Consider the following 20396-nt stretch of genomic DNA (forward strand, 5'->3'; position numbering starts at 1 on the left):
CAAATGTGTGTAAGCTGAACCTGATTCTTACCTTGCAACAACGGGCAGCGGCTTCGCTTCAGGCGGTATTAAGCTTTGGTAGGGCTTGCCCTCGCGCTCTGCCTCATGCTCCTGCTTCGCCAACTCAAGCAGCTCGGGATTTAGCAGAAGCTCCCCTGCCGTCGCCGCCATAACTTTGCCGGCATGCAGCATGCCTTTGTGTCCAATCGACGTGGCGCCTTGGGAGACGACCTGCCATGTATGAAGCGGTGTGCCAAGCGCAAGACATGCGGTTCCGCATTGCGCTGTCGGCACAAGCCAGCTTACATCGCCTACATCCGTCGAGCCGGGCACGATGCCGGCTTTGGGCTTGTACGCCTCCAGCTTATCGGCCAGCGGCTGCTCCGCATCCTCGCCCTGCTGCCTATCGCTTTGCAGCTCCTGCGGGGACAGCGTCTGGCGAATGTGGCTGGCGAACGCCTTTTCCTCCGCATCAAACTGCGGAATGCCAAGCCGTTCGAAATTTTGCTGCATCACCTTTTCAAGCGCCGTGTTCAAAATCATATTCGAGGAAGCCGCGTCAAAGCGGATTTCCAGCTCTGTTTCGGTCATCAGTGCTGCGCCGCGGGCAATGTTCGTTACACGCTCATACATTTGCGCCACCTGCTCATTCAGCGGAGCTCTCAGCTTATACAGCACCTCGGCCTCCGCCTGTACAACGTTTGGCGAAATGCCGCCGGCATTCGTAACCGCATAATGCAGGCGCGTTTCCTGCTCCAGATGCTCACGCAAGTAGTTGGCGCCCACGTTCATCAGCTCCACGGCATCTAGCGCGCTGCGTCCCAGATGCGGGCTGGCAGCGGCATGGGAGCTGCGTCCCTTGAACTTGTAATACACTTGGCACGTAGCGAGGAAGCCATAGGACATCACGCCATTGCGCGTGGAAGGATGCCAAGTCAATGCCGCATCTACACCGTCGAAAAGCCCGGCCCTCGCCATAAAGGCTTTGCCGCCTCCGCCCTCCTCTGCTGGACAGCCATAATATTTCACCGTGCCGGCCAAGCCATTTTCCAGCATGTAAATCCGAAGTGCTGCTGCCGCCGCTAGCGCCCCGGCACCTAGCAAATTATGTCCGCACCCATGTCCATTGCCGCCTGCCTCAATCGGCTGCTTCTCCGTCAAGCCTGGGCGCTGACTCAAATTAAATAAGGCATCATATTCGCCCAAGATGGCGATGACCGGCGCACCCGAGCCAAAGCTGCCAACGATGGCATGAGGCACATCGCCCGCTTCCCTCACAACGTCGAAGCCTGCCTGCTCAAGGGTGGCAGCGACAAGCTCCGCCGACTTCTGCTCCGTATAACGCGTTTCTGCATATGCCCAAATTTCATCGCTCAGGCGAATGAATGCCTCTCGTTTCTGGTCAATAATTGCGGATAAACGTTCTGCATGATGCGTCTTATTCGTTGGGCTCAAAGCAGTCAGCTCCTTTTCCTGTCTCTGTTATTCACTAGCGCGAATTGCGTGTGAACTTTCCTTACGTCAATTAAACAGGATTTTGAGCCGTTTTAGTAGGCATTGGATTTATGATTTGGATTCATATCTTGGCATAAAGCTGGAGGCTTGACGGCAATAGGTATCTTTATTTCATTTTTTCAGCTAAAATAGATACTTTTTCACCCAAGACAGCTAATGAAGATCCCTTTACAGCCTTTTCCATGAGACCAATGCTATTTAAAAAAGCTCCCACGACTAAAACTAGTCATGGAAGCTTTTTGTTCGGATGTTCATATGAGAGCCTATTCGCCTAAGAGTGTGTTATTTAGAAACGAAGGCTTGATCTGGAGGCAAAATAACGGGTTCCTTCCGCTGACGCAGCACCCATAAAAACGGCAAAACCGCAAATACAATAAGAGCAGCCAGAAGCGTGACGTCATTAATCGCCATCGTGTAGGCCTGCAGTTCTGTACCCGTATCTGGTGTTTGTGGGCCCTTTTCCGCCACATGCACCATGTGCCGCGTCGACAGCAGCGACGTAAACAAGCCTATTGCCAGCGATGCACTCGCCTGACGCACCCAATTGCTAGCCGATGAAGCATGAGCCGTCATCTGGCGGGCAATTTGCTCCATCCCCGCATTAGACACAGGCACAATGCCAAGCGCCACGCCAATGTTGCGAACAATCATCCAGCCTATCACGTAGCTATGCGGTGTATCCACCGTTAACCGCGACATCGCAAGCGTTCCAATCCCCATTAGCAAAAGGCCTGTCAATACTAGCCTCGCCGGGCCAACACGCCCATACAGCTTTCCAGCTATCGGAATAAAAACCGCCATGGCAATGGAAGCTGGCAGCATCACCAGTCCCGCCTCCATCGCAGAAGCCGATTGAATCGTTTGGAGGAAGACAGGGGTTAAATACGATCCACTGTATAGGGACATGCCAAGCACGCTGCTGACGACGAGACACATCGCAAACCGCCTGTTGCTGAATACGGACAAATCAAGCAGCGGCTCCGCAGCATTTCTCTCCCGCCATATGAAGGCAAGCAGCAGCAGCATTCCGGCAACCAGCAGCCCGACTGTTTTCCAAGAGCCCCAGCCCCATTGATCGATTTCACTGAACGCAATGAGCAGGAAGGAGCTGCATGTAATGACCAGCGCAAAGCCCGAGCTGTCGAACCGCTTCGGCTCGCTTAAGCGATAATGCGGAAGCAGCTTCCAAGCCGCAACCACCGCAGCAATGCCGAAGGGCAGATTCATCCAAAACACCCACTGCCAGGACAGCGACTGAATGAGCCACCCTGACAACGTCGGCCCAAGCGCAGGCGCAAGTACGGTGGAAAGGCTCCACATGCTGCTGGCGAAGGCTTGGCGCTCCCGCGGTATAACCTGATAAATAATCGTCATCGTCACAGGCAAAATCAAACCGCTGAACAGCCCTTGCAGCAGCCGGAAGACGATCAGCGCCTCCATGCTCCACGCCACTGCGCACAGCGCGCACGATACCGTGAAGCCGACAAGCGCCAAAATGTATAAATATTTCGCACTTAGCTTATCGACTAAATAGCCCGTCACCGGAGCAATAATGCCATTAGCCAGCATAAATCCCGTCAATGTCCATTTCACGGTGCTTAGCTCCGCCTGAAAATGGTTCATAAGCACAGGGATCGCCACATTAATCGAGGATATAGCCAATACGGATAAAAACGCTCCGAAAAATATCGCTGTCATAATCGGCCAAAACGAGCCTTCTGAAAATTCTCCTGTTGCTTCCTTGCGCGAAGCGGACATATCCCTCTCTCCTTTGGCGGCAGCCTATGCCGTGAGCGCACAGGGGCAGCAAGGCAAGCGCCGCATCAAATGCGGCTTTGCCCGCAGCGCCTCATGCTCCTGATGATAAAAGCTTAATTGCAAAAAGGCTGCATGCGCCCTATCCTCACGAGCTTCGCAGCCTTTTTGATTGCCCTTTGCTTTGCTTTTCGCTGCCATTGCTTTATTACTCCTGTTACGTTGTCACGCGCCCCTATCGTTGTTACTTTTTCGCCGATGGTTTTACATATGCAGGTATCGGGCATTCATAAGCTCCACCCTGCAGCCGCTCCTTCAGCTCCGCCTTCGCCTCCGCAATCAGCTCAGGCGATTGCAGCGCTTCGAGTCCGGTCATCGCCATCACCTTGGCGGCGTGCAGCATGCCTTTATGGCCGATGGACGAGGCGCCCTGCGCGACGACCTGCCACGTATGGAAGGGCGTGCCAATGGCGACGCAGGAGGTGAAGCATTGCACCGTTGGCACAATCCAGCTGACATCGCCTACATCCGTCGAGCCCGACATTCGGCTCCCGCCCTCCCGCTCATCAAAGGGCAGCAAAATGTCGCATAAATCCTTTCCTGCAACCTCCTTAATAGAAACGCTCGCTTTGTCCGCCTCCGACAGCGTAGCGCGAATCGCACGGGCGTAGCGCTGCTCCTCTTCGGAAAATACAGGCATCCCCAGTTGTTCGAACTGCTTATGCATAGCACGGCCAAGCGTATCGTTCGGCACCAAATTAGAGCAGGCCTTGTCGAACACGATTTCGACCTCGGTGCCTGTCATCAGCGCGGCCCCTCTTGCAATATTGCATACACGCTGATAGATTTCCTCTACCTGCGGCGTTTCCGGCGCCCGGATGAGGTACAGCACCTCCGCCGCCCCTTGCACAACATTCGGCGAAATGCCGCCCGCGTTCGTCACCGCATAATGCACTCTGGCTTCCGGGATGATATGCTCGCGCAAATAGTTCACGCCCACATTCATCAGCTCGACCGCATCGAGCGCGCTTCTGCCTAAATGCGGACTGCCTGCTGCATGGGAGGAGCGGCCCTTAAATTTATAATAAATTTGGTAGTTGGCGAGGGAGTTCCCCGGCATAATGCCGTTCAAGCCGCCCGGATGCCAGCAAATCGCCATATCCGCATCATCGAATAAGCCCTCTCGCGCCATAAACGCTTTGCCCGAGCCGCCCTCCTCGCCTGGACAGCCATAATAGCGTACCGTTCCGGCAATCCCGTTCTGCTCCATATAATGGCACAGCGCAACAGCCGCAGCCAGCGAGCCCGTGCCGAGCAGATTATGGCCGCATCCATGCCCATTGCCCCCCGGCTCAACCGGCTGCTCTTCCGACAGCCCCTTGTGCTGGCTCAGCCCTGCGAGTGCGTCAAACTCGCCCAATATCGCAAGTACAGGCGCTCCTTCGCCATAGCTGTAACTGCCAATGAAGGCCGTTTCTATGCCGCCGACACTCCGCTCGACTCGAAAGCCTTCCTCCTCAAGCGCCTTGCACAGCAGCTCAGCCGATTGGTGCTCTTCAAAACGTGTTTCGGCAAGTGCCCAAATTTGATCGCTTAACGCCGTGAACAATGGCTTCTTAAGCTCAATCATGTCGCTTATATCCAAACCCTGCTTCAGCATGCCCCAGCACCTCCAGATTCAACGTTAAATTACATAACATAATTGTAACAATAGAACCTAAAGCATAAACAGGGACTGCATTTGTGAATTACTCTCCTTTTTTAACGTATTTCTAGCACAGGCAAGGCTGAAAGGTATCATTTTTCAATATTCCGCCTCCATTTTTGACACTAACCTTCCTTCTCCTATTGTCCAAAACGAATAAAATCGCTCATTACCCAGTCATTTTTCATAGAATATCTGTTTACGCAATGCTATAATGTCACTTAACATAACATAATATCTTACTTTGGAAAAGGGGGCTGCCCTTTGTATAAGCTGTTGATCGCTGATGATGAGATTGAAATTCGCAATGGATTAAGCCAGTACATTCCTTGGGATCATATTGGCTTCGAGGTAGTGGGACAAGCAGCAAATGGCTTGCATGCGCTCGAATATATGGCGGAGAAGCCCGTGGACGTGCTTCTGTGCGACATTAAAATGCCGCAGATGGGAGGAATTGAAGTTGCCCGCAAGCTGTTTGAGCAGCGTTCAAGCGTAAGCGTTGTGCTGCTAAGCGGCCACCGGGAATTTGAGCTGGCCCAGCAGGCGTTAAACTATGGCGTGAAGCAATACTTATTAAAGCCGACGAAATACAGCGAAATCAATAAAGTTTTCGAGCGCCTGAAAGAGGATCTAGATCTCAAGGCTTTGCTTGAGCAGCAATCGGAGCCGTCAGATGATGCTCAAACCGAAGAACAGCCGGCACCCGAAACAGCGATTGATAAAATTAAGCATTATATTTCATGCCATTACAAGGAAGCCTCCTTGGAAAATGCCTCTAATGTCGTATATATGAACCCCTACTATTTAAGCAAATATTTTAAGCAGAAGACGGGTGAAAACTTCTCCGATTATTTAACGGCGGTCCGTATGAACAAAGCGGCCGAGCTGCTTAAGGACCCTTCCTATAAAACGTATGAAATTAGCGAGCTGGTTGGCTATAGCAATGCCAAAAACTTCACGCGCACGTTCCGCCGCTATTTTGGAGAAACGCCTAGAGAATACCGCAATATGGATGGCAGGCGATTGGAATGACCAAGGTGTATTTTAAATTTTTCGCCCGCAATCTGTTTACTTTTCTTATCCCAATGCTTGTACCGCTGCTGGTGCTTGGCACATTGTCCACGTTCCTCATTTCGCAATATATAACGAAGGAAATCAACAATAACAATATGAATCTGCTGAAGCAGACGAAAGGCAATATCGAGCTGATCTTTAACGAGCTAGATACGCTGAATCTGCATATTGTCGCCAGCGCGCTTCAGTTTACGAATTTGAAAAATATGATGACCAAAGAATTTCCCGAGCCCGTCGATTACGATCAGCTTGCCTCGCTCAAAAACTTTATCGATTCGCCCTCCATCGGCAAGCCTTATATTGATTCGATTTATATTTATTTAAATAATGACCGCAAGCGGTTTATTTCCTCAACGACTGGCGGCCTGGTCGAGCTGAATGACTTTTACGATTCGGACTGGTACAGCAGCTATCAAAGCCACCCTTTAGATGAGCTGATGTGGGCGGAAAGCCGGCCCGTCATCCGTCCGACAACTGGCCAGTCCACCGTGCAGACGAATGTCATTACAATGTTCCGCCGCATTTCCGTAGCAGCCGACAACGATGGCATCATTGTCCTCAATGTTAAGCCTGATTACATTACGCAAAGCCTAAACGAGCTGGATACGCTGCAAGGGCAAAGCATCTTTATTTTGGACCGTGACAATAACGTTATTTTTCGCAATCATCCGGACTATAAGCTGACCGCCGAAGATGCTGAGACGATTTACCGGACAGACAGCTCCTTCTTCTCCATGAAGGTCAATGGCGAAACGCAGGTGCTGAACAAGCTGGCTTCCGAAAAATATCAATGGACCTTTCTCTCAAGCGTGCCTAGCGACTCCTTATATGTCATACCGAATGGGCTCAAGCTGACTACATTAGTGCTGCTGATCATTTCGTTCGCAATCGGCACGATGCTGGCCTACTGGCTGACTCGTAAAAACTACAGCAATCTGAAGGCGATTGTCACGATTTTGGATTTCGCCAAGAGCGGCCGCCCGCTTCCGCCTCTGCCTCGTTACTCTAAGGATGTTTTTGGCTACATTTTGCAAAATACGCTTAACCATTTCATTGAGCATAATTTTCTAAAGGTACAGCTGTCCGAGCGAAAATATTTGCTGCAAACGCTGGAATTCGAAGCGCTTCATGCGCAAATCAATCCCCATTTTCTCTTTAATACTCTAGAAACGCTCAATTGGAAGGCGAGCAAGCTGACCGGTGGCCCTAATGATATGACCGATATTATCGAGAACTTATCCGATATTTTGCGCTATTCGCTCGAAGGCGGCTCGGGCATGGTATCGCTGCAAACAGAAATCAATCAAACGCTGCCCTATATCGCCATTCTCCGCACACGCTACAAGGACAAATTTGATGTCAGCTGGGACGTAGATGACAAAGCGCTCAAATATCATGTGCTCAAGCTGACCTTCCAGCCGCTCATTGAAAACAGCCTATATCATGGCATAAAAGAAAAGGACAGCTTTGGCCTAATCCGAGTGAAAGCACGGGTGTCCGGTGCGCGGCTGCTGCTCTCCGTCGTCGACAACGGCATAGGCGTAACGGCTGAAAGGCTCGCTTATTTGCGAACCCAGCTGGAAAGCAGCCTGGAGCAATCCCAGCATATCGGCATGTTTAATACACAAAAAAGATTGAAGCTTACCTATGGCAAAACCTTCGGTTTAACCATCCGCAGCAAGCTTGGCTGGGGAACTGGCATATACATCGCGATCCCGATTGATTAAGCGCGTACAGGAGCTCATGCAGCCTTGATACGGGTGTTCGGGATGAACTACCCGTCGCCATATCGCTTATCCCCTTCCCTCCTCTCGGTCTACTTCACCCCCCTCTAGATCAAAAAAAAGACGCCTGCTCTGTTCTACACAGAGCAAACGTCTCTTTTGATTGGGCAGCTGCTTGCATTTGCAGCAAATGTCTTTCATTATATTTTTCTATTTCTTCACCGCTGAAACTAATAAAAACATCGGACGGCGCATTTCCTCCTGCCAAGCTGGATGGCTATCCAGCAACTCCTTCGTTGGCGCAAGCTCCGAAAGCTGTTTAAGCTCAAACCCGGATTCAAGCAAAAGGTTCATATAAGTTGAAACCGTACGATGGTATTTAACGACATCATGCTCCAAAAATCTGGAATGGCGCAGGCCCTCCCGATGATAATCATCAAGCGGCCAATGCAGCTTTTCCCCTTCTACCCCATAATGCCAGTCCTGCCCCGCAAGCGCAGTGAACACCGGGTGCTCGACTGAAAATACAAAAGCTCCGCCTGGCGCCAAGCAATGATGGATTTTCTTGAAAAGGTCACCCAATTGCTCCACATAGTGCAGCGCAAGCGAGCTAATAACGATATCGAACTCCTCTGCTGGAAAATCGATGTCCTCAATCGCAAGCTGGCGATATTCAATCTGCTCATCGTCCGTCATTTCTTTTGCCCGTTCCAGCATGTTGCCCGAAAGGTCAATCCCAACAACCGAGCGGGCCAGCTGCTCCCGCGCATAGCGGCAATGCCAGCCAAACCCGCAGCCTAGATCGAGTACTTTTGTACCAGCCAGCTCCGGAAGCATTTGCCGAAAGAACGACCATTCTCCAGCGGCGTCCAGTCCCCCAATCGAACGAGCCATCTGGCTATAATTTGTGAAAAAAGAGGACTCATCATATTTGTTCTGCTTCAATATTTATCAGACCTCCATTACTTTAGGCGGAATGAGGGTAGAAATTATAAGATCGTTTCTGATGGACCTGATTTTTGATCTTCCATATCACCTAATATTTTTAAAGCAGCCTCGCTTCTTAGAACCAATTGCATGTTCTTTTTTAATATCTGGTCAAATTTCCGGGTAACACTAACCATTGGAAGCGGCATTTTGAAGGTAATGTTATTAATGTCTCCCGAAGAGGACACGTAAGATACGATATATACTTGCAACGTTTTCCCTTTTTTTGTACCGATGCCCGACATGCCACCTAATACCAGCCCTGCTGGACCAAAAATAAGTCCACCGACAATTCCACGGCCGATTACACTTTTTTGAACCTCTTCCATGTCCTTGTCTGTTGTCAGCGTTGATTCAAGAAAGTTAGCCAATGGAATTTTGAATGTGTTTTCCACATTTCTTTTAAAGCCTTTATAAGCATGCTCTACGATAATCAAATATTCGTTATCAAATGTAATCTCCAGTTGCGCCTCTGGGTCCTTCAAATTCAATCCATCAACTAAACTTACAATCGCTTTTACCATTAACAATCATTCCCTTCGCTTCAAGTATGTAATTAACAAATTATACAACATTGCTCCGCTCTTTACCTCCACTTTTCTACAAATAATGACAATCCCACGCAGCGACCTAACAATGGATCAAAAATATCCCATAACAAAAAGCCTTGCATGCCGCAAGGCTTTCTTCGTAATTAGAGGCATTAAAACCAAAAAAGCTGAGATTTGCCCCACGATCTGCCCCATAGACCAAAAGTACTCGTCCGAATTTGAAAAAACAGCAAGCAAAAAACCCCTGCTGCACAAGGGTTTCAAGTCTTTCTCTTCGTTAAGCGGGTGATGGGAATCGAACCCACGCTATTAGCTTGGAAGGCTAAAGTTCTACCATTGAACTACACCCGCAAATAATGGTCGGGACGACACGATTTGAACATGCGACCCCCTGGTCCCAAACCAGGTGCTCTACCAAGCTGAGCTACGTCCCGACAGACGATTCTTTTGTAAAGAAATGGCGTGCCCTAAGAGATTCGAACTCCTGGCCTTTTGATTCGTAGTCAAACGCTCTATCCAGCTGAGCTAAGGGCACACAATATGGAGCGGACGACGAGATTCGAACTCGCGACCCTCGCCTTGGCAAGGCGATGCTCTACCACTGAGCCACGTCCGCATTATATTTCCGCCTGTATTTCTCAAGTATTTCATCGCGGCGACAAGTAATAATATATCATGTTGCGGAGGGAATTGCAACTGTTATTTGCTCTTTTTCAAAAAAAACTTTTTTCCTCGTGCTGAGCTTTCCTTCGCTGCATGTCTCGCCATAAAAACATCAAACCGTGCTCCTTCCAGCACGGTTTGATGACCAACTATACGACTCCAGCTAATGCCGGTTTCTTATCAAGAATGACTTTGGATGCAGCCGACTCGCCTGCGAGCGCATACGGCATGCACAGCGGAACACCGGTACGCGGATCAGGCATAATATCCGCTTCAATGTTAAACACCTCGCGCAAAATCTCCGGTGTCATAACCTGTTGCGGCGAGCCTTCGCCAACGACACTGCCTTTTTTAATCGCGATCATGTGATGCGCATAACGCGAAGCGTGGTTCAAGTCATGGACAACCATAACGACCGTCCGGTTATTAACCTCGTTAAGCTTCTCAAGCAAATGCAATACTTCGAGCTGATGCGCCATATCAAGGAACGTGGTTGGCTCATCCAAAAATAAAATATCCGTTTCTTGCGCCAAAGACATCGCGATCCAGGCACGCTGGCGTTGGCCGCCTGACAGCTGGTCAACCGGACGGTCTGCAAAATCAACCATTCCTGTCGCTTCAATCGCCCATTGAATAATTTTACGGTCATCCTTGCTCACAGAGCCGAAGCCCTTCTGATAAGGAAAACGTCCATACGATACAAGCTCAGATACAGTCAGACCATCTGGAGCAGTCGGATTTTGCGGCAAAATCGCCAGCTGCTTCGCCACTTCCTTCGTCGCTTGCTTATGAATCGACTTCCCATCCAGCAATACGCTGCCTGCAGATGGATTCATCAGACGAGCCATCGTTTTCAAAATCGTCGATTTACCCGAACCGTTAGACCCTACCAACGCAGTAATTTTTCCTTGTGGGATAGCAATATTCAGATCTTGAACGATTAACCGTTCATCATAAGCAATGTCGAGATTCGATGTTGTGAGGCGAATCATGTGACATGCACGCTCCTTCCGATGCCCGCTTATACGGGTTTTTTGCTGATTTTATTATATAAGGTGAAACGGTTGTCGCTATCCTCTGGCGGCGCGGCGCGTTTCATTCCGAAAAATATAGAGATAGGATAGCGTTAGGTTACCCTTTCCTATATTTCAAGGTGAAACGGCTGTCGCCGTCCTCTGGCGCCAAAGCTACCGTTTCGCGTTGAAATATAAGCCCATTATAAGTGTGAAACTTATAAATGCTTATATTTTAAAAACACACGACTTATCATTCATTAAGCATGATAACTATTATCAGTATCATTCAATAATTAATGATAATCGTTCTCACGTATAAAGTCAATGAAAATAAAGCAATTGTTAAGGCTAAAATAAATTTGCACAGCCCAAACCCCGCCTAACGGCTTCTTATTGTTGCAAGAAGCCTTTGCTGCGGAGAAACTCGCCCATATGCAGACGCGGATGATTGATTTTGGCCGCCATTGATTCGGACCAGCTCGTATTCAGCTTTCCTTCTGACCGCTCCAGCATATACTGCCTAATCGTCTCGTCATACTCCCGAATGCCGCTTTCCACTGCTTTCTGATCATAGCTGTCTTCATGCAAAATCGCCTGCTGTGGCAATCTTGGACGCCTCAGCGGCGCTTGATCCGGCTCCCCCATGCACATTCCGAATACGGGGTACACATGCGATGGCAGCCCTAATAGCGCTGAAACCTCCTGCGGATTGTTGCGGATACCGCCAATATAGACAATTCCGTAGCCAAGCGATTCTGCCGCGATTGCTGCATTTTGAGCTGCCAGCGCAGTATCGACTGTGGCAACGATAAAATTTTCAACCGTGCTCGTCATATCGCCCTCAAAATGAAGCTTGGCTGCCTGTTCATAACGGAACAGATCCGCGCACCAGACGAGAAATACTGGGCATTCCTCAATATACGCCTGGTTGCCGGAAAGCTCGGCCAGCTGTTTCCGCTTATCTTGGTTACTCACGTTGATTACCGTGAAGCACTGCATACTGCTTGAGGTAGAAGCCTGCTGCGCCGCCTCTATTATTTTTGCCAGTGTCGGCTGTGGAATGGGGGTCGATTTGAATTTCCGTATGGAGCGGTGATTAAGCAGCACGTCTATCGTTTCAGGCCACATCATGATCAACTCATTTCTATATATAGTTTTACTCATTAACCTACATCTTCGTTGTGCAAAAGGGCAACCGCCTCATCAAGCTGCCCATCAATGGCCAGCGGTGAATACACCCACCATTTGTTAAAAGGAACCATATGCATGCTGCCACTGCGGACTGCCGCGAGATTTTGCCAGCGTTCGGACATTTGCAATCGCTTAAAAGCTTCTGGAGCTCCTTTATCCTTCGGATTGACCATAATTATGAGCCGATCGGCGTCGTATTTTGACAGCTCATGATACGGTTTAGGCTCGGAAAAAATAAACGGCGCTCCCGCCTCCATATGCTGCTTCACAAGCGGATGGGGATTGAGGCCAAGTGTCTGAAAAAAAACATGTCCCATATTTCGGCCCCCTACCACTCTGAACGTATCGCTTTCCATGACCAGCACGGCGCATGTCTCCTTGCCACCAATAAGACGCTGGACCCGTTCCCTCGCTTGATCCGCTTTAGCCAAATGCCGTTCCATCCATTCTCGTTCCTGTTTCCGCTTGCCTACAATGGCTGAAATTTGTCGCAGCTGCCCATATACGTCCTGGGCATGCCAATCGATAGGAATAACCTCGGCCAACTGGCTAAGCTGCTCCTGCTCCTCAGACAGCATATGCTCATAACCTAAAATCAAGTCAGGCTTCATAGCACGAACAGCATCCATGTCACATGGTTCCCATTTGAACGGGGTCATTGCTCTTGCATGCTCACGCACATAATAATTTTCGAATAGATGGTAATCGGGGGCACCTACAGGCACATGACCAAGGGCCAGCAAATGCGATGTATAGAGAAGGCCAATAACCCGGGGCTCTCTCGTCTGCATATATACCCGGGGCGATACGCCCACCTGCTGCTTAAACTTTCGGCTAAAATAAAATTCATCCTTGAAGCCAACATGGCTGGCTACTGTGACCATATCATTCGAAGCGACCAGCAGCAGCTTCTTAGCCCGGTCCATGCGCAGCTTGCCCAAATAATCCATCGGGCTTGCTCCCGTCACCTGCTTGAACAAATGAGTGTACTGTCGTATACCCACACCCGCTAAATTCGCGAGCTCCGGCAGTATTATTTTGCTTTTATAGTATTCCTTCATATATAAAATCGTTCGTTGTACGGCATGCTCCGCATCCCTGGAGTCGTTAGAAGCCGCAGCGGCGGCAGCAAATAAATAAATGGCCTCCTGCAGGTTAATATTGCGCTTAAATCGCTCCATTCCGCTCACAGCCGTTCGTAAATCAAACAATGAATCCATAACGTCCATGAATGGGGCAAACGGCTTTATGAAGAAGGGATAGCCCAAGGCAAAGGAGAGCAGCTCCTTGCCATCCTCTTCAACACTCGCGGACGCGGCTTCAAACTCAAGCGAATAATACTGAATCCGTCCATCCACCGTTCCATTGACCTCTATAGTTGAATTGGGCTCAAACAGAACGCAGGTGCCTGGCTGAAGCAATATAGGATGTCCTTGGAACAACACAGCTGCCGTTCCTTGCGTTATGGCCAATAACGTATATGCCCTAGCGTTTTGAGACAGCGCTGGTAACCCTCCAGTACATGAACCTTTGGTAATCTGAACCCAGCGGAGCTGCAAATCATCTAGGTGTTCACCCTTATCCGCCATTCGACCTTGTTCCCCTCCCAATATGATAACCGTTCTCAAAAATGCTATCATTTTATTGTAGCGGAAAAATGCCCAAGCGTAAACGGCTGAAGCCATCCTTTGGCGGCAAAGCTTCCGTTTCGCGTAGAAACATAGAGAAAGGATGGAAAAACCATATCCTTTCCTATATTTATAAAAAAAAGCTTTCCCATTGAATCAGGAAAGCTTCATTGCTAGCTGTTCGTTTATTTTTTGAATAACTGCATCGTTTCATCCAGCAAAGCGTCGGTCGAAAACAACGTATAGGACCACCATTTATCATGCGGTACGATATATACTTTGCCATTTTTCACTGCGGAAAGGCTTTTCCAAATCGCCGATTGCTGCATTTCTTCAAAAAATTGCTCTGAACCCGGCTGCGTAATATCTACCTTCACGATCAACCGATCCGCATCATAATCCGGCAGTTTTTCAAGCGATAGCGAATCGGTATACACAAAATAATCTTCGCTATCATCAATTTGCTTCTGAATGGATGGCAGCGGTTTAAGCCCCAGCAAATCATAAAGCACATGCCCCATGTTGCGATTGCCAGCTACCTGGAACGAGTTTTTAAAAATTTGGATCGCAGCAACTGTCTCATCTGGCTCAACATACTGCTTAATCTCTTCCTTGTATTTCGCCGCTTTCTCCTCATGCTGCTTAATCCACTGCTCGGCCTCTGCTTCTTTCCCTACTATACCGGCTATGAACTTCAGCTGCTCATACAAGTTTACTCCCCATGGATAAATTACCGTAGGTGCAATTTTGCTCAGCTGGTCAACAACATCGGCTTCAACAAAGGAAGAAGCAATAATAAGATCCGGCTTCAATTCCAAAACCGACTCATAATTAATCGGATAATCTCCAGCGATCGTAATTTGATCTTTATAACTATTTAAATAATAATCCGGTGTAATTTCATAATTCAAGCCGCCAATCGGCGTAATACCTAGTGCCAGCAATGGCGTAGTAGCACTCACTGAAAAAATGCGCTGCGGATTAGCCGGAATTTCCTTCTCTCCGTATGAGTCAGTGACTATACGTGTATTAGAAGCGGCAGCTGGCTCCTGCCCCGTCGCTGCATTTGTCTGTTGTGCTGGAGACGCTGTTGATTCCGAGCCCGAATTTGCCGCTGTACCACAGCCTGCGAGAACGATTAGACATCCTATAAGCAGCGTTGCTAACCTAATCGTGTATTTCCTTGTTCCATTTACCACCGAACCCACCCTTTTCTGTTTCTTCATTGATAGTAATTCTCACTGCTATGCCATTATACACAATCAAACCTACAAGCAACATGGAAAATCGGGCGTACTTTACTGGATAAATTGGAGGAAGGACCTTGATAAAAAACATCAAAAAACCCTTCTTATCTTTTTCAGATAAAAAGGGTTGAATTTAATTAAATGGCGCGCGTGGAGGGACTTGAACCCCCACGTTGTGAAACGCCAGATCCTAAGATTGGTGAGTACCTAGGCGGTGATTCATTCCGCTCGTTTTAGCGAAAATTGTTATAATATCAAGTTTTCTCGCCGATTGCAAACTTTTTTTCGAAATCCAAAACATCGATTTTTGCACAGATTTAGCGAGTGCATATTCCCTATTGCTTAGTGCAACCGATAAGCAGTCTTCGCGCTAATCTTTTTCTCACTAATCCTTCCCGAGGAAAGGATGATTTATTCCATGAAAACTCACGGCCAACACCACGAACGGTCTCATCCGTACCTGCTAAGGCTTCTTCAAATTTTTATGGCAAGACGGCAATAAGGGAACCAATCTGGCAGAAGGACTTAAGGTGATGAAAGCCCAAAATCAAATGCTGGTCACCTTTACCGATCGTACCGATTCAAATGACGTGTGCTAAAGCACTTATACGGTTCATACAGGAACGCGGTACACTACCATTTGAAGAAATCTGGATTACCTTGAACAACAAATCATTGCAAAAAAGTGGCACTCAAAGGTGTTCGGGGCTCCTGCCATACCTTCCGACACACAATGGCAAAAATGTACCTTTTCAATGGCGGCGATCTCCTTACACTTCAATATATTTTGGGGCATTCCACGTTGGATATGACTCGCCGCTATATCGCATTTTTCGGCAACGACATTCATCTGCAGCATCAAAAATCCAGCCCTTTTGAGTTTTTACTGCAATCCGCTGAACAGGAGGCGGAATAACAATGGCGCGTCGAAACAATAGCTTGCAGTCTCCTGAGCAATCCGTCGAGCCGCAAAACCAGCAAATTACGTTCGAACAGGCCGTCAGATCATTTATTTTGAACGGTGTGTTGTCCATAGGCGCAAAGAAAGACGCGTACACCTTCAGTAATTATACGTTTGGTTTGTTCCTCCTCCAAAGTCCCAGTTTTTCTAGGTTGATTGAATACCAACAAAAACGTTAATGCAGCGAAGTGCTTTGTAGCCATTTCAGGATCGGGCACATTGAGTAATCCGGTTTGTCCAAACTCTGTAAACCTCCTGATAATCCCCTCTTCCGTCGCGTTGTCCAGCCTTTCTAGGAATAAGGCTGGCAGATTCGCGGCTTCCGTCAGAACTAGACGGATCAAAGCGGTGTAATCGGACGAACCATTCGCAGAATCAACAATTTGTTCGCAAAATAAGATGAGCGCCTGATTCAAATCCTTGAATTCCCTGAGGTGGTCTGAAATTCCTTGCTCAATCATGTCCAGAACCGCCGAACTGGTTTCTTCGAGAACAGTGAGCAATAAGTTCTGTTTGTCCCCATAATAATCATAAACTGTCCGTTTGGAAACTCCCGCTTTAGCTGCGACCGTATCGACGCTGGTACGATCAAACCCCTCTGAAAGAAACAGGTCTCGTGCCGCCGCAATAATTTTAGCTCGTTTGTCTGAAGAGCCTTTGCGGATTTTCTTGTTTTCCGTATGATCCATTCTCAAGTTTCCCCCTAGTATGAGCAAATAATTCAAAACTCGTTGTTTCGCTTTACAAATTACACTATACGGTGTAGTATATCATTTGTGGCATAACAAAGCAATAATCAAGGAGGGTTTTATCCATGAAAACCATGCAATCTTTTGTTGATGTTCTCATTGTCGGAGCCGGACCAACCGGACTTACACTTGCGTGCGACCTTGGCCGTCGAAACGTAGACCATCGCATTATTGAACGAAGCACCTTGTATAACGTAGCATCTCGCGCCAAAGGAATCCAGCCCCGCTCGCTTGAAGTCATCGATGATTTGGGGGCCGTTCGCTACCTTGTTGACACAGGCGTCGTGGATTTGCCTGTCCGTTATTATACCCCAGATGGCAGAAGCGTGGACAAGCCGGCTATTACCGTGGCAGCCAGCGCCGAACTTGAGACACCTTATCGTGATCCGGTCTGGATTGCTCAGTTTGATGTGGAAAAAGCATTGCGCGACCGATATGCGTTGCTTGGCGGTCAAGTTGAGTTGGGCGTGGAAGCAGTTGGGCTTGTTCAGGATTCGGATGGTGTAACGGTAATCGTGAATACACCACAAGGAGAAGAGCAAATTCGCGCCCGATATGTAGTTGGCGCTGACGGGGGCAAAAGCAATATCCGCAAGTTTATTCATTTGCCGCTGATTGGGGAAACACACGATCATGAGCGGTGGTACCTTGGCGATGTACGTTTGGAGGGGCTGGATCGTGACCATATCCATATCTGGACATCTCCAGAGGGGATGGTCGGGGTGACACCATTGCCGAATTCGGACATTTGGCAACTTCAGGCTACAATTGCAGCAGAAATCGAAGAACCGGAGAAGCCGTCACTAGAAGAGTACCAAGCCATGATTGACCGACGAGCAGGCGCCGGACGTGTCCGGCTCACGGATGCCTCATGGCTATCCATCTACCGGATCAACGTCCGCATGGTTGAATGTTACCACAACGGCAGAGTTTTCCTTGCTGGCGATGCCGCTCATGTTCATTCGCCGGCCGGTGGCCAAGGCATGAATACGGGGATACAAGATGCTTACAACCTCGGATGGAAGCTGACAGCCGTCATACGAGGAGCAGGCCCCGCCTTGCTCGACACGTATAATGAGGAGCGCCACCCCGTAGCTCGAGCCGTGCTTGAGGACAGCACAAAGAAGATGGGAGGGGTCGTAGGAACGGCGACTGAAAGCATAGCGTTGTCCCAATCCTTAAGCGCCATATCCGACGATCTGACGAGCGGACTTCTCATTTCTTACCGGTCAAGTTCTCTTACCCGTCCGTCTGCTCGAACGAATGTTACCCGTTCATTGCCCGGAGATCGTGCTCCTAATGCCGAGAGTCTTCAAGGCACAGGGCTCGCTGGAAGTGCTTTTGACCTGTTCCGCGGCCCACACTGGACGCTATTAGCTTTTGTAAATTGCTCAGATCATCCTTCTTTGGAGAACTTCACTTACGACGAACTCCACGTGCATTGCATTCTGCCCTCCCATGCGGGGGAAGCCAAAGGCATAATCGACACGGCAGGAAATGCCTATCGAGTATACGATGTAACAAACGAAGAACTCATATTGATTCGTCCCGATGGTTATATTGCGCTACGCACCCCTATTGAGGACACTTCATCGATTCCACAATACTTGAACTCTATTTATCGCGCTATTTGATTTGAGTCAGGCTGGCGGGCATTCTCAGATGCCGCCGGCTCTTTTATAGAATGCATTCAATCAAGGCTATGGAGGGACTGTTACTATGGAAGATATTATTCGAACCGTTAACCTGACAAAGCAATACGGAAATAAAGTCATAGTGGATGGGGTTTCGATTTCCGTTAAGAAGGGAGAAATCTATGGCTTCCTAGGGTTAAACGGCGCCGGGAAAACGACAACTATCCGTGCCCTTCTCGGCATGAGCAAGCCTTCTTCCGGAGAAGTATATCTATTCGGTCAGCGATGGACCAACCGGAATTTCGACTTGTCCAGACGGGTAGGTTATATGGTGGAAGTCCCTTATGCTTATCCCCAGTTTACAGTTAGGGAAAACTTGAACTTGATGGCCAGGTTGCGAGGATTAATGGTTCCAAGGACAGTTAACGATATGATGGAGCAATTAAAATTGGCTGAATACGCGAATACCAAGGCCAAAGATTTGTCACTGGGCAACGCGCAAAAGCTTGGATTGGCCAAAGCATTAATTCATAAACCGGACGTTCTGATTCTTGATGAACCAACCAATGCGCTTGACCCCGCGGGAATTGTAGAAATTCGTGAAATGCTTAAAACTCTAGCAACTCAACATGGTGTTACCGTCTTTATATCGAGCCATATCCTTGAGGAAATCTCCAAATTGGCTTCTCGAATCGGTATTATTCACAAGGGTGTACTCCTGGAGGAACTTACAACAAAAGACTTTGAAGCAATTCGCCGAAAGCAGTTGATGATCGGAACGAAGGATGCTTGGAAGGCTCTATCTATTCTATCTGACTCTGGGTATACGGTACATTCGACTTCGAATAACTGCCTAGCGCTAACGGATGATCATGCCGTTAATCATCCCGAACATATTGCGAAATTGCTTGTGCATCATGAAGTGCCGCTCGCCATGCTTAAAATTGAAGAAGAGAATCTGGAGCATTATTTTTTCAAAGTAATCAGAGCTCGAGGAGGGAACAACGAATGAGACAGTTGTTGACAGCCTGCAGCGTTGAGATTTATAAATTGCGTCGATCCTTTGTTTTATGGGGGACGCTTCTGTTCACCTTGTTCGTTATCACGTTGTTCCTGGGGCAGTCCGATTGGTCTTCCTTTTTTGAAAAGATTGTGTTTTTGTATGCATCCGTATTTGGGCTGCTGGGATTTGGATTGATAACAAGCTGGACATTTGGCCGTGAGTATTCCGATCGAACACTTAAGGATCTGCTAGTGCTGCCTATATCGCGCGGTAAAATAGCAATTGCCAAATATACCGCAATTGTATTCTGGTGTATTGTGATGATGCTGATCAGCTTAGCATACGCCGTAATAGTTGGTTTCGCATCTGGACTACCTGGATTCTCATCAGCAACTGTACAGCATTATTTTTTCCTGATACTTACAATTGGAATTCTTCACCTATCTATAAGTGCACCTCTTGCCCTATTGGCCTGCATTTCACGCGGTTATCTGGTACCGATCGGCTTTGCTTTTACAACTTTGATGCTGGCACTGGTAATCGGGCCAACCGCTATTGGTGCTTATCTACCTTGGTCTGTTCCTGCTTTGCATTTGAAGGAAAACGGAGTAGCTCTTTTCCCCTTGACGGGCATTAGTTATTTTCTGGTATTCATAACAGGACTAGCAGGCTTCATTGGGACGGTTAAATGGTTGCAAAACAGGGAGCAACGATGAGTGTCCCCATAACCTCAAACAAGTTATTCGGTAGATCCCGGACATATCTTTACAACCGTGATTCCCTTATCGTTTACTTCCGCCAAAAAAGCCTCACTCCAGGACATAACAAATGACATTGTTCCGCTTATATACGACCATAAACTGCATAGGTTGAAAAGCGACTGTGGCAGTCACATTAATAATGTCCCGGATTTACGCTAAAAGCATGACTTTGCAAGAAGAAATGCGTTGTCGCGGCGCACTGGCGGGGAAGTGGGGGGGGGCCCACAGGGTG

At 48.4% G+C, this 20396-nt stretch carries 17 protein-coding genes and 4 tRNA genes; 6 read left to right on the forward strand and 15 right to left on the reverse strand.

The features are described 5' to 3' along the window. Positions 1-27: 27 nt before the first annotated feature. The 4 genes from AC50X8_RS25220 to AC50X8_RS25235 form a co-directional block, all read right to left on the reverse strand. Entirely contained in the window at positions 28-1455 is a 1428-nt protein-coding gene (locus AC50X8_RS25220) for an amidohydrolase (RefSeq protein WP_494882195.1), read from the reverse strand. A 342-nt stretch (positions 1456-1797) separates the two neighbouring features. Then, complete coding sequence (locus AC50X8_RS25225; protein WP_494882197.1) at positions 1798-3273, reverse strand: MDR family MFS transporter; 1476 nt, start codon at positions 3271-3273, stop codon at positions 1798-1800. A 24-nt stretch (positions 3274-3297) separates the two neighbouring features. Then, positions 3298-3471 carry a hypothetical protein gene (locus tag AC50X8_RS25230; RefSeq protein ID WP_494882199.1) on the reverse strand — a complete coding sequence of 58 codons (174 nt, stop codon included), beginning with the start codon at positions 3469-3471 and terminating at the stop codon, positions 3298-3300. Between the two features lie 43 nt (positions 3472-3514). Further along, positions 3515-4930 (reverse strand): M20 family metallopeptidase, encoded by a 1416-nt coding sequence (locus AC50X8_RS25235; protein WP_494882201.1) that lies wholly within the window; start codon positions 4928-4930, stop codon positions 3515-3517. Between the two features lie 309 nt (positions 4931-5239). Here AC50X8_RS25235 and AC50X8_RS25240 point away from each other — a divergent pair, with 309 nt between their 5' ends. Together AC50X8_RS25240 and AC50X8_RS25245 are read left to right on the forward strand one after the other, a co-directional pair. Beyond that, a complete protein-coding gene (locus AC50X8_RS25240; protein ID WP_056033119.1) occupies positions 5240-6007 on the forward strand; it encodes a response regulator transcription factor in 768 nt (255 codons plus the stop codon). Next, on the forward strand, positions 6004-7776 hold the full coding sequence (locus tag AC50X8_RS25245; protein WP_494862874.1) for a cache domain-containing sensor histidine kinase: 1773 nt from the start codon (positions 6004-6006) through the stop codon (positions 7774-7776). Before AC50X8_RS25240 ends, AC50X8_RS25245 begins: the two co-directional genes overlap by 4 nt. 207 nt (positions 7777-7983) lie before the next feature. On the opposite strand, the gene AC50X8_RS25250 is transcribed toward AC50X8_RS25245, so the two are convergent. From AC50X8_RS25250 to AC50X8_RS25295, 10 genes are all read right to left on the reverse strand, one after another. Next, complete coding sequence (locus AC50X8_RS25250; protein ID WP_056033110.1) at positions 7984-8718, reverse strand: class I SAM-dependent methyltransferase; 735 nt, start codon at positions 8716-8718, stop codon at positions 7984-7986. 44 nt (positions 8719-8762) lie between these two features. Then, positions 8763-9284 carry a hypothetical protein gene (locus tag AC50X8_RS25255; RefSeq protein WP_494882203.1) on the reverse strand — a complete coding sequence of 174 codons (522 nt, stop codon included), beginning with the start codon at positions 9282-9284 and terminating at the stop codon, positions 8763-8765. Between the two features lie 307 nt (positions 9285-9591). After that, a tRNA-Gly gene (locus tag AC50X8_RS25260) sits at positions 9592-9662 on the reverse strand. Positions 9663-9668: 6 nt separating this feature from the next. Beyond that, a tRNA-Pro gene (locus AC50X8_RS25265) sits at positions 9669-9745 on the reverse strand. 24 nt (positions 9746-9769) lie between these two features. Next, positions 9770-9846 (reverse strand) — tRNA-Arg (locus AC50X8_RS25270). 6 nt (positions 9847-9852) lie between these two features. Continuing rightward, positions 9853-9927, reverse strand: a tRNA-Gly gene (locus tag AC50X8_RS25275). Between the two features lie 196 nt (positions 9928-10123). Beyond that, positions 10124-10966, reverse strand: a complete 843-nt coding sequence (locus tag AC50X8_RS25280; protein ID WP_056033104.1) for an ABC transporter ATP-binding protein — start codon at positions 10964-10966, stop codon at positions 10124-10126. A 414-nt stretch (positions 10967-11380) separates the two neighbouring features. Continuing rightward, positions 11381-12154: an oxygen-insensitive NADPH nitroreductase gene (gene nfsA, locus AC50X8_RS25285; RefSeq protein WP_494882205.1), complete on the reverse strand. Its 774-nt coding sequence runs from the start codon at positions 12152-12154 to the stop codon at positions 11381-11383. Further along, on the reverse strand, positions 12154-13653 hold the full coding sequence (locus tag AC50X8_RS25290) for a helix-turn-helix domain-containing protein (protein ID WP_494882210.1): 1500 nt from the start codon (positions 13651-13653) through the stop codon (positions 12154-12156). The genes nfsA and AC50X8_RS25290 overlap by 1 nt, the downstream gene beginning before the upstream one ends. Before the next feature lie 341 nt (positions 13654-13994). Further along, the gene (locus tag AC50X8_RS25295; protein ID WP_494882214.1) at positions 13995-15035 is read right to left on the reverse strand and encodes an ABC transporter substrate-binding protein; all 1041 of its coding nucleotides are present in this window, start codon (positions 15033-15035) and stop codon (positions 13995-13997) included. Positions 15036-15741: 706 nt separating this feature from the next. Here AC50X8_RS25295 and AC50X8_RS25300 point away from each other — a divergent pair. Next, complete coding sequence (locus tag AC50X8_RS25300) at positions 15742-15972, forward strand: site-specific integrase (protein WP_494882216.1); 231 nt, start codon at positions 15742-15744, stop codon at positions 15970-15972. A gap of 89 nt (positions 15973-16061) precedes the next feature. On the opposite strand, the gene AC50X8_RS25305 is transcribed toward AC50X8_RS25300, so the two are convergent. Beyond that, positions 16062-16706 (reverse strand): TetR/AcrR family transcriptional regulator, encoded by a 645-nt coding sequence (locus AC50X8_RS25305; protein ID WP_056033091.1) that lies wholly within the window; start codon positions 16704-16706, stop codon positions 16062-16064. A gap of 125 nt (positions 16707-16831) precedes the next feature. Here AC50X8_RS25305 and AC50X8_RS25310 point away from each other — a divergent pair, with 125 nt between their 5' ends. From AC50X8_RS25310 to AC50X8_RS25320, 3 genes are all read left to right on the forward strand, one after another. Next, entirely contained in the window at positions 16832-18400 is a 1569-nt protein-coding gene (locus tag AC50X8_RS25310) for an FAD-dependent monooxygenase (RefSeq protein ID WP_494882218.1), read from the forward strand. An 85-nt stretch (positions 18401-18485) separates the two neighbouring features. After that, positions 18486-19412, forward strand: coding sequence for an ABC transporter ATP-binding protein (locus AC50X8_RS25315; RefSeq protein WP_494882220.1), 927 nt, complete (start codon positions 18486-18488; stop codon positions 19410-19412). Beyond that, a complete protein-coding gene (locus tag AC50X8_RS25320) occupies positions 19409-20119 on the forward strand; it encodes an ABC transporter permease (RefSeq protein WP_494882222.1) in 711 nt (236 codons plus the stop codon). The genes AC50X8_RS25315 and AC50X8_RS25320 overlap by 4 nt, the downstream gene beginning before the upstream one ends. The last annotated feature ends 277 nt before the right edge of the window (positions 20120-20396 follow it).

It is taken from the genome of Paenibacillus sp. JT22N15, assembly GCF_059383755.1.

Bases quoted from the DNA above. Each gene is read 5' to 3' on its own strand.
- AC50X8_RS25315 (WP_494882220.1), top strand. From the start codon at position 18,486: ATGGAAGATATTATTCGAACCGTTAACCTGACAAAGCAATACGGAAAT.
- AC50X8_RS25235 (WP_494882201.1), bottom strand. From the start codon at position 4,930: ATGCTGAAGCAGGGTTTGGATATAAGCGACATGATTGAGCTTAAGAAG.
- nfsA (WP_494882205.1), bottom strand. From the start codon at position 12,154: ATGAGTAAAACTATATATAGAAATGAGTTGATCATGATGTGGCCTGAA.
- AC50X8_RS25280 (WP_056033104.1), bottom strand. From the start codon at position 10,966: ATGATTCGCCTCACAACATCGAATCTCGACATTGCTTATGATGAACGG.
- AC50X8_RS25305 (WP_056033091.1), bottom strand. From the start codon at position 16,706: ATGGATCATACGGAAAACAAGAAAATCCGCAAAGGCTCTTCAGACAAA.
- AC50X8_RS25320 (WP_494882222.1), top strand. From the start codon at position 19,409: ATGAGACAGTTGTTGACAGCCTGCAGCGTTGAGATTTATAAATTGCGT.
- AC50X8_RS25245 (WP_494862874.1), top strand. From the start codon at position 6,004: ATGACCAAGGTGTATTTTAAATTTTTCGCCCGCAATCTGTTTACTTTT.
- AC50X8_RS25295 (WP_494882214.1), bottom strand. From the start codon at position 15,035: ATGAAGAAACAGAAAAGGGTGGGTTCGGTGGTAAATGGAACAAGGAAA.
- AC50X8_RS25255 (WP_494882203.1), bottom strand. From the start codon at position 9,284: ATGGTAAAAGCGATTGTAAGTTTAGTTGATGGATTGAATTTGAAGGAC.
- AC50X8_RS25230 (WP_494882199.1), bottom strand. From the start codon at position 3,471: ATGGCAGCGAAAAGCAAAGCAAAGGGCAATCAAAAAGGCTGCGAAGCT.
- AC50X8_RS25310 (WP_494882218.1), top strand. From the start codon at position 16,832: ATGAAAACCATGCAATCTTTTGTTGATGTTCTCATTGTCGGAGCCGGA.
- AC50X8_RS25225 (WP_494882197.1), bottom strand. From the start codon at position 3,273: ATGTCCGCTTCGCGCAAGGAAGCAACAGGAGAATTTTCAGAAGGCTCG.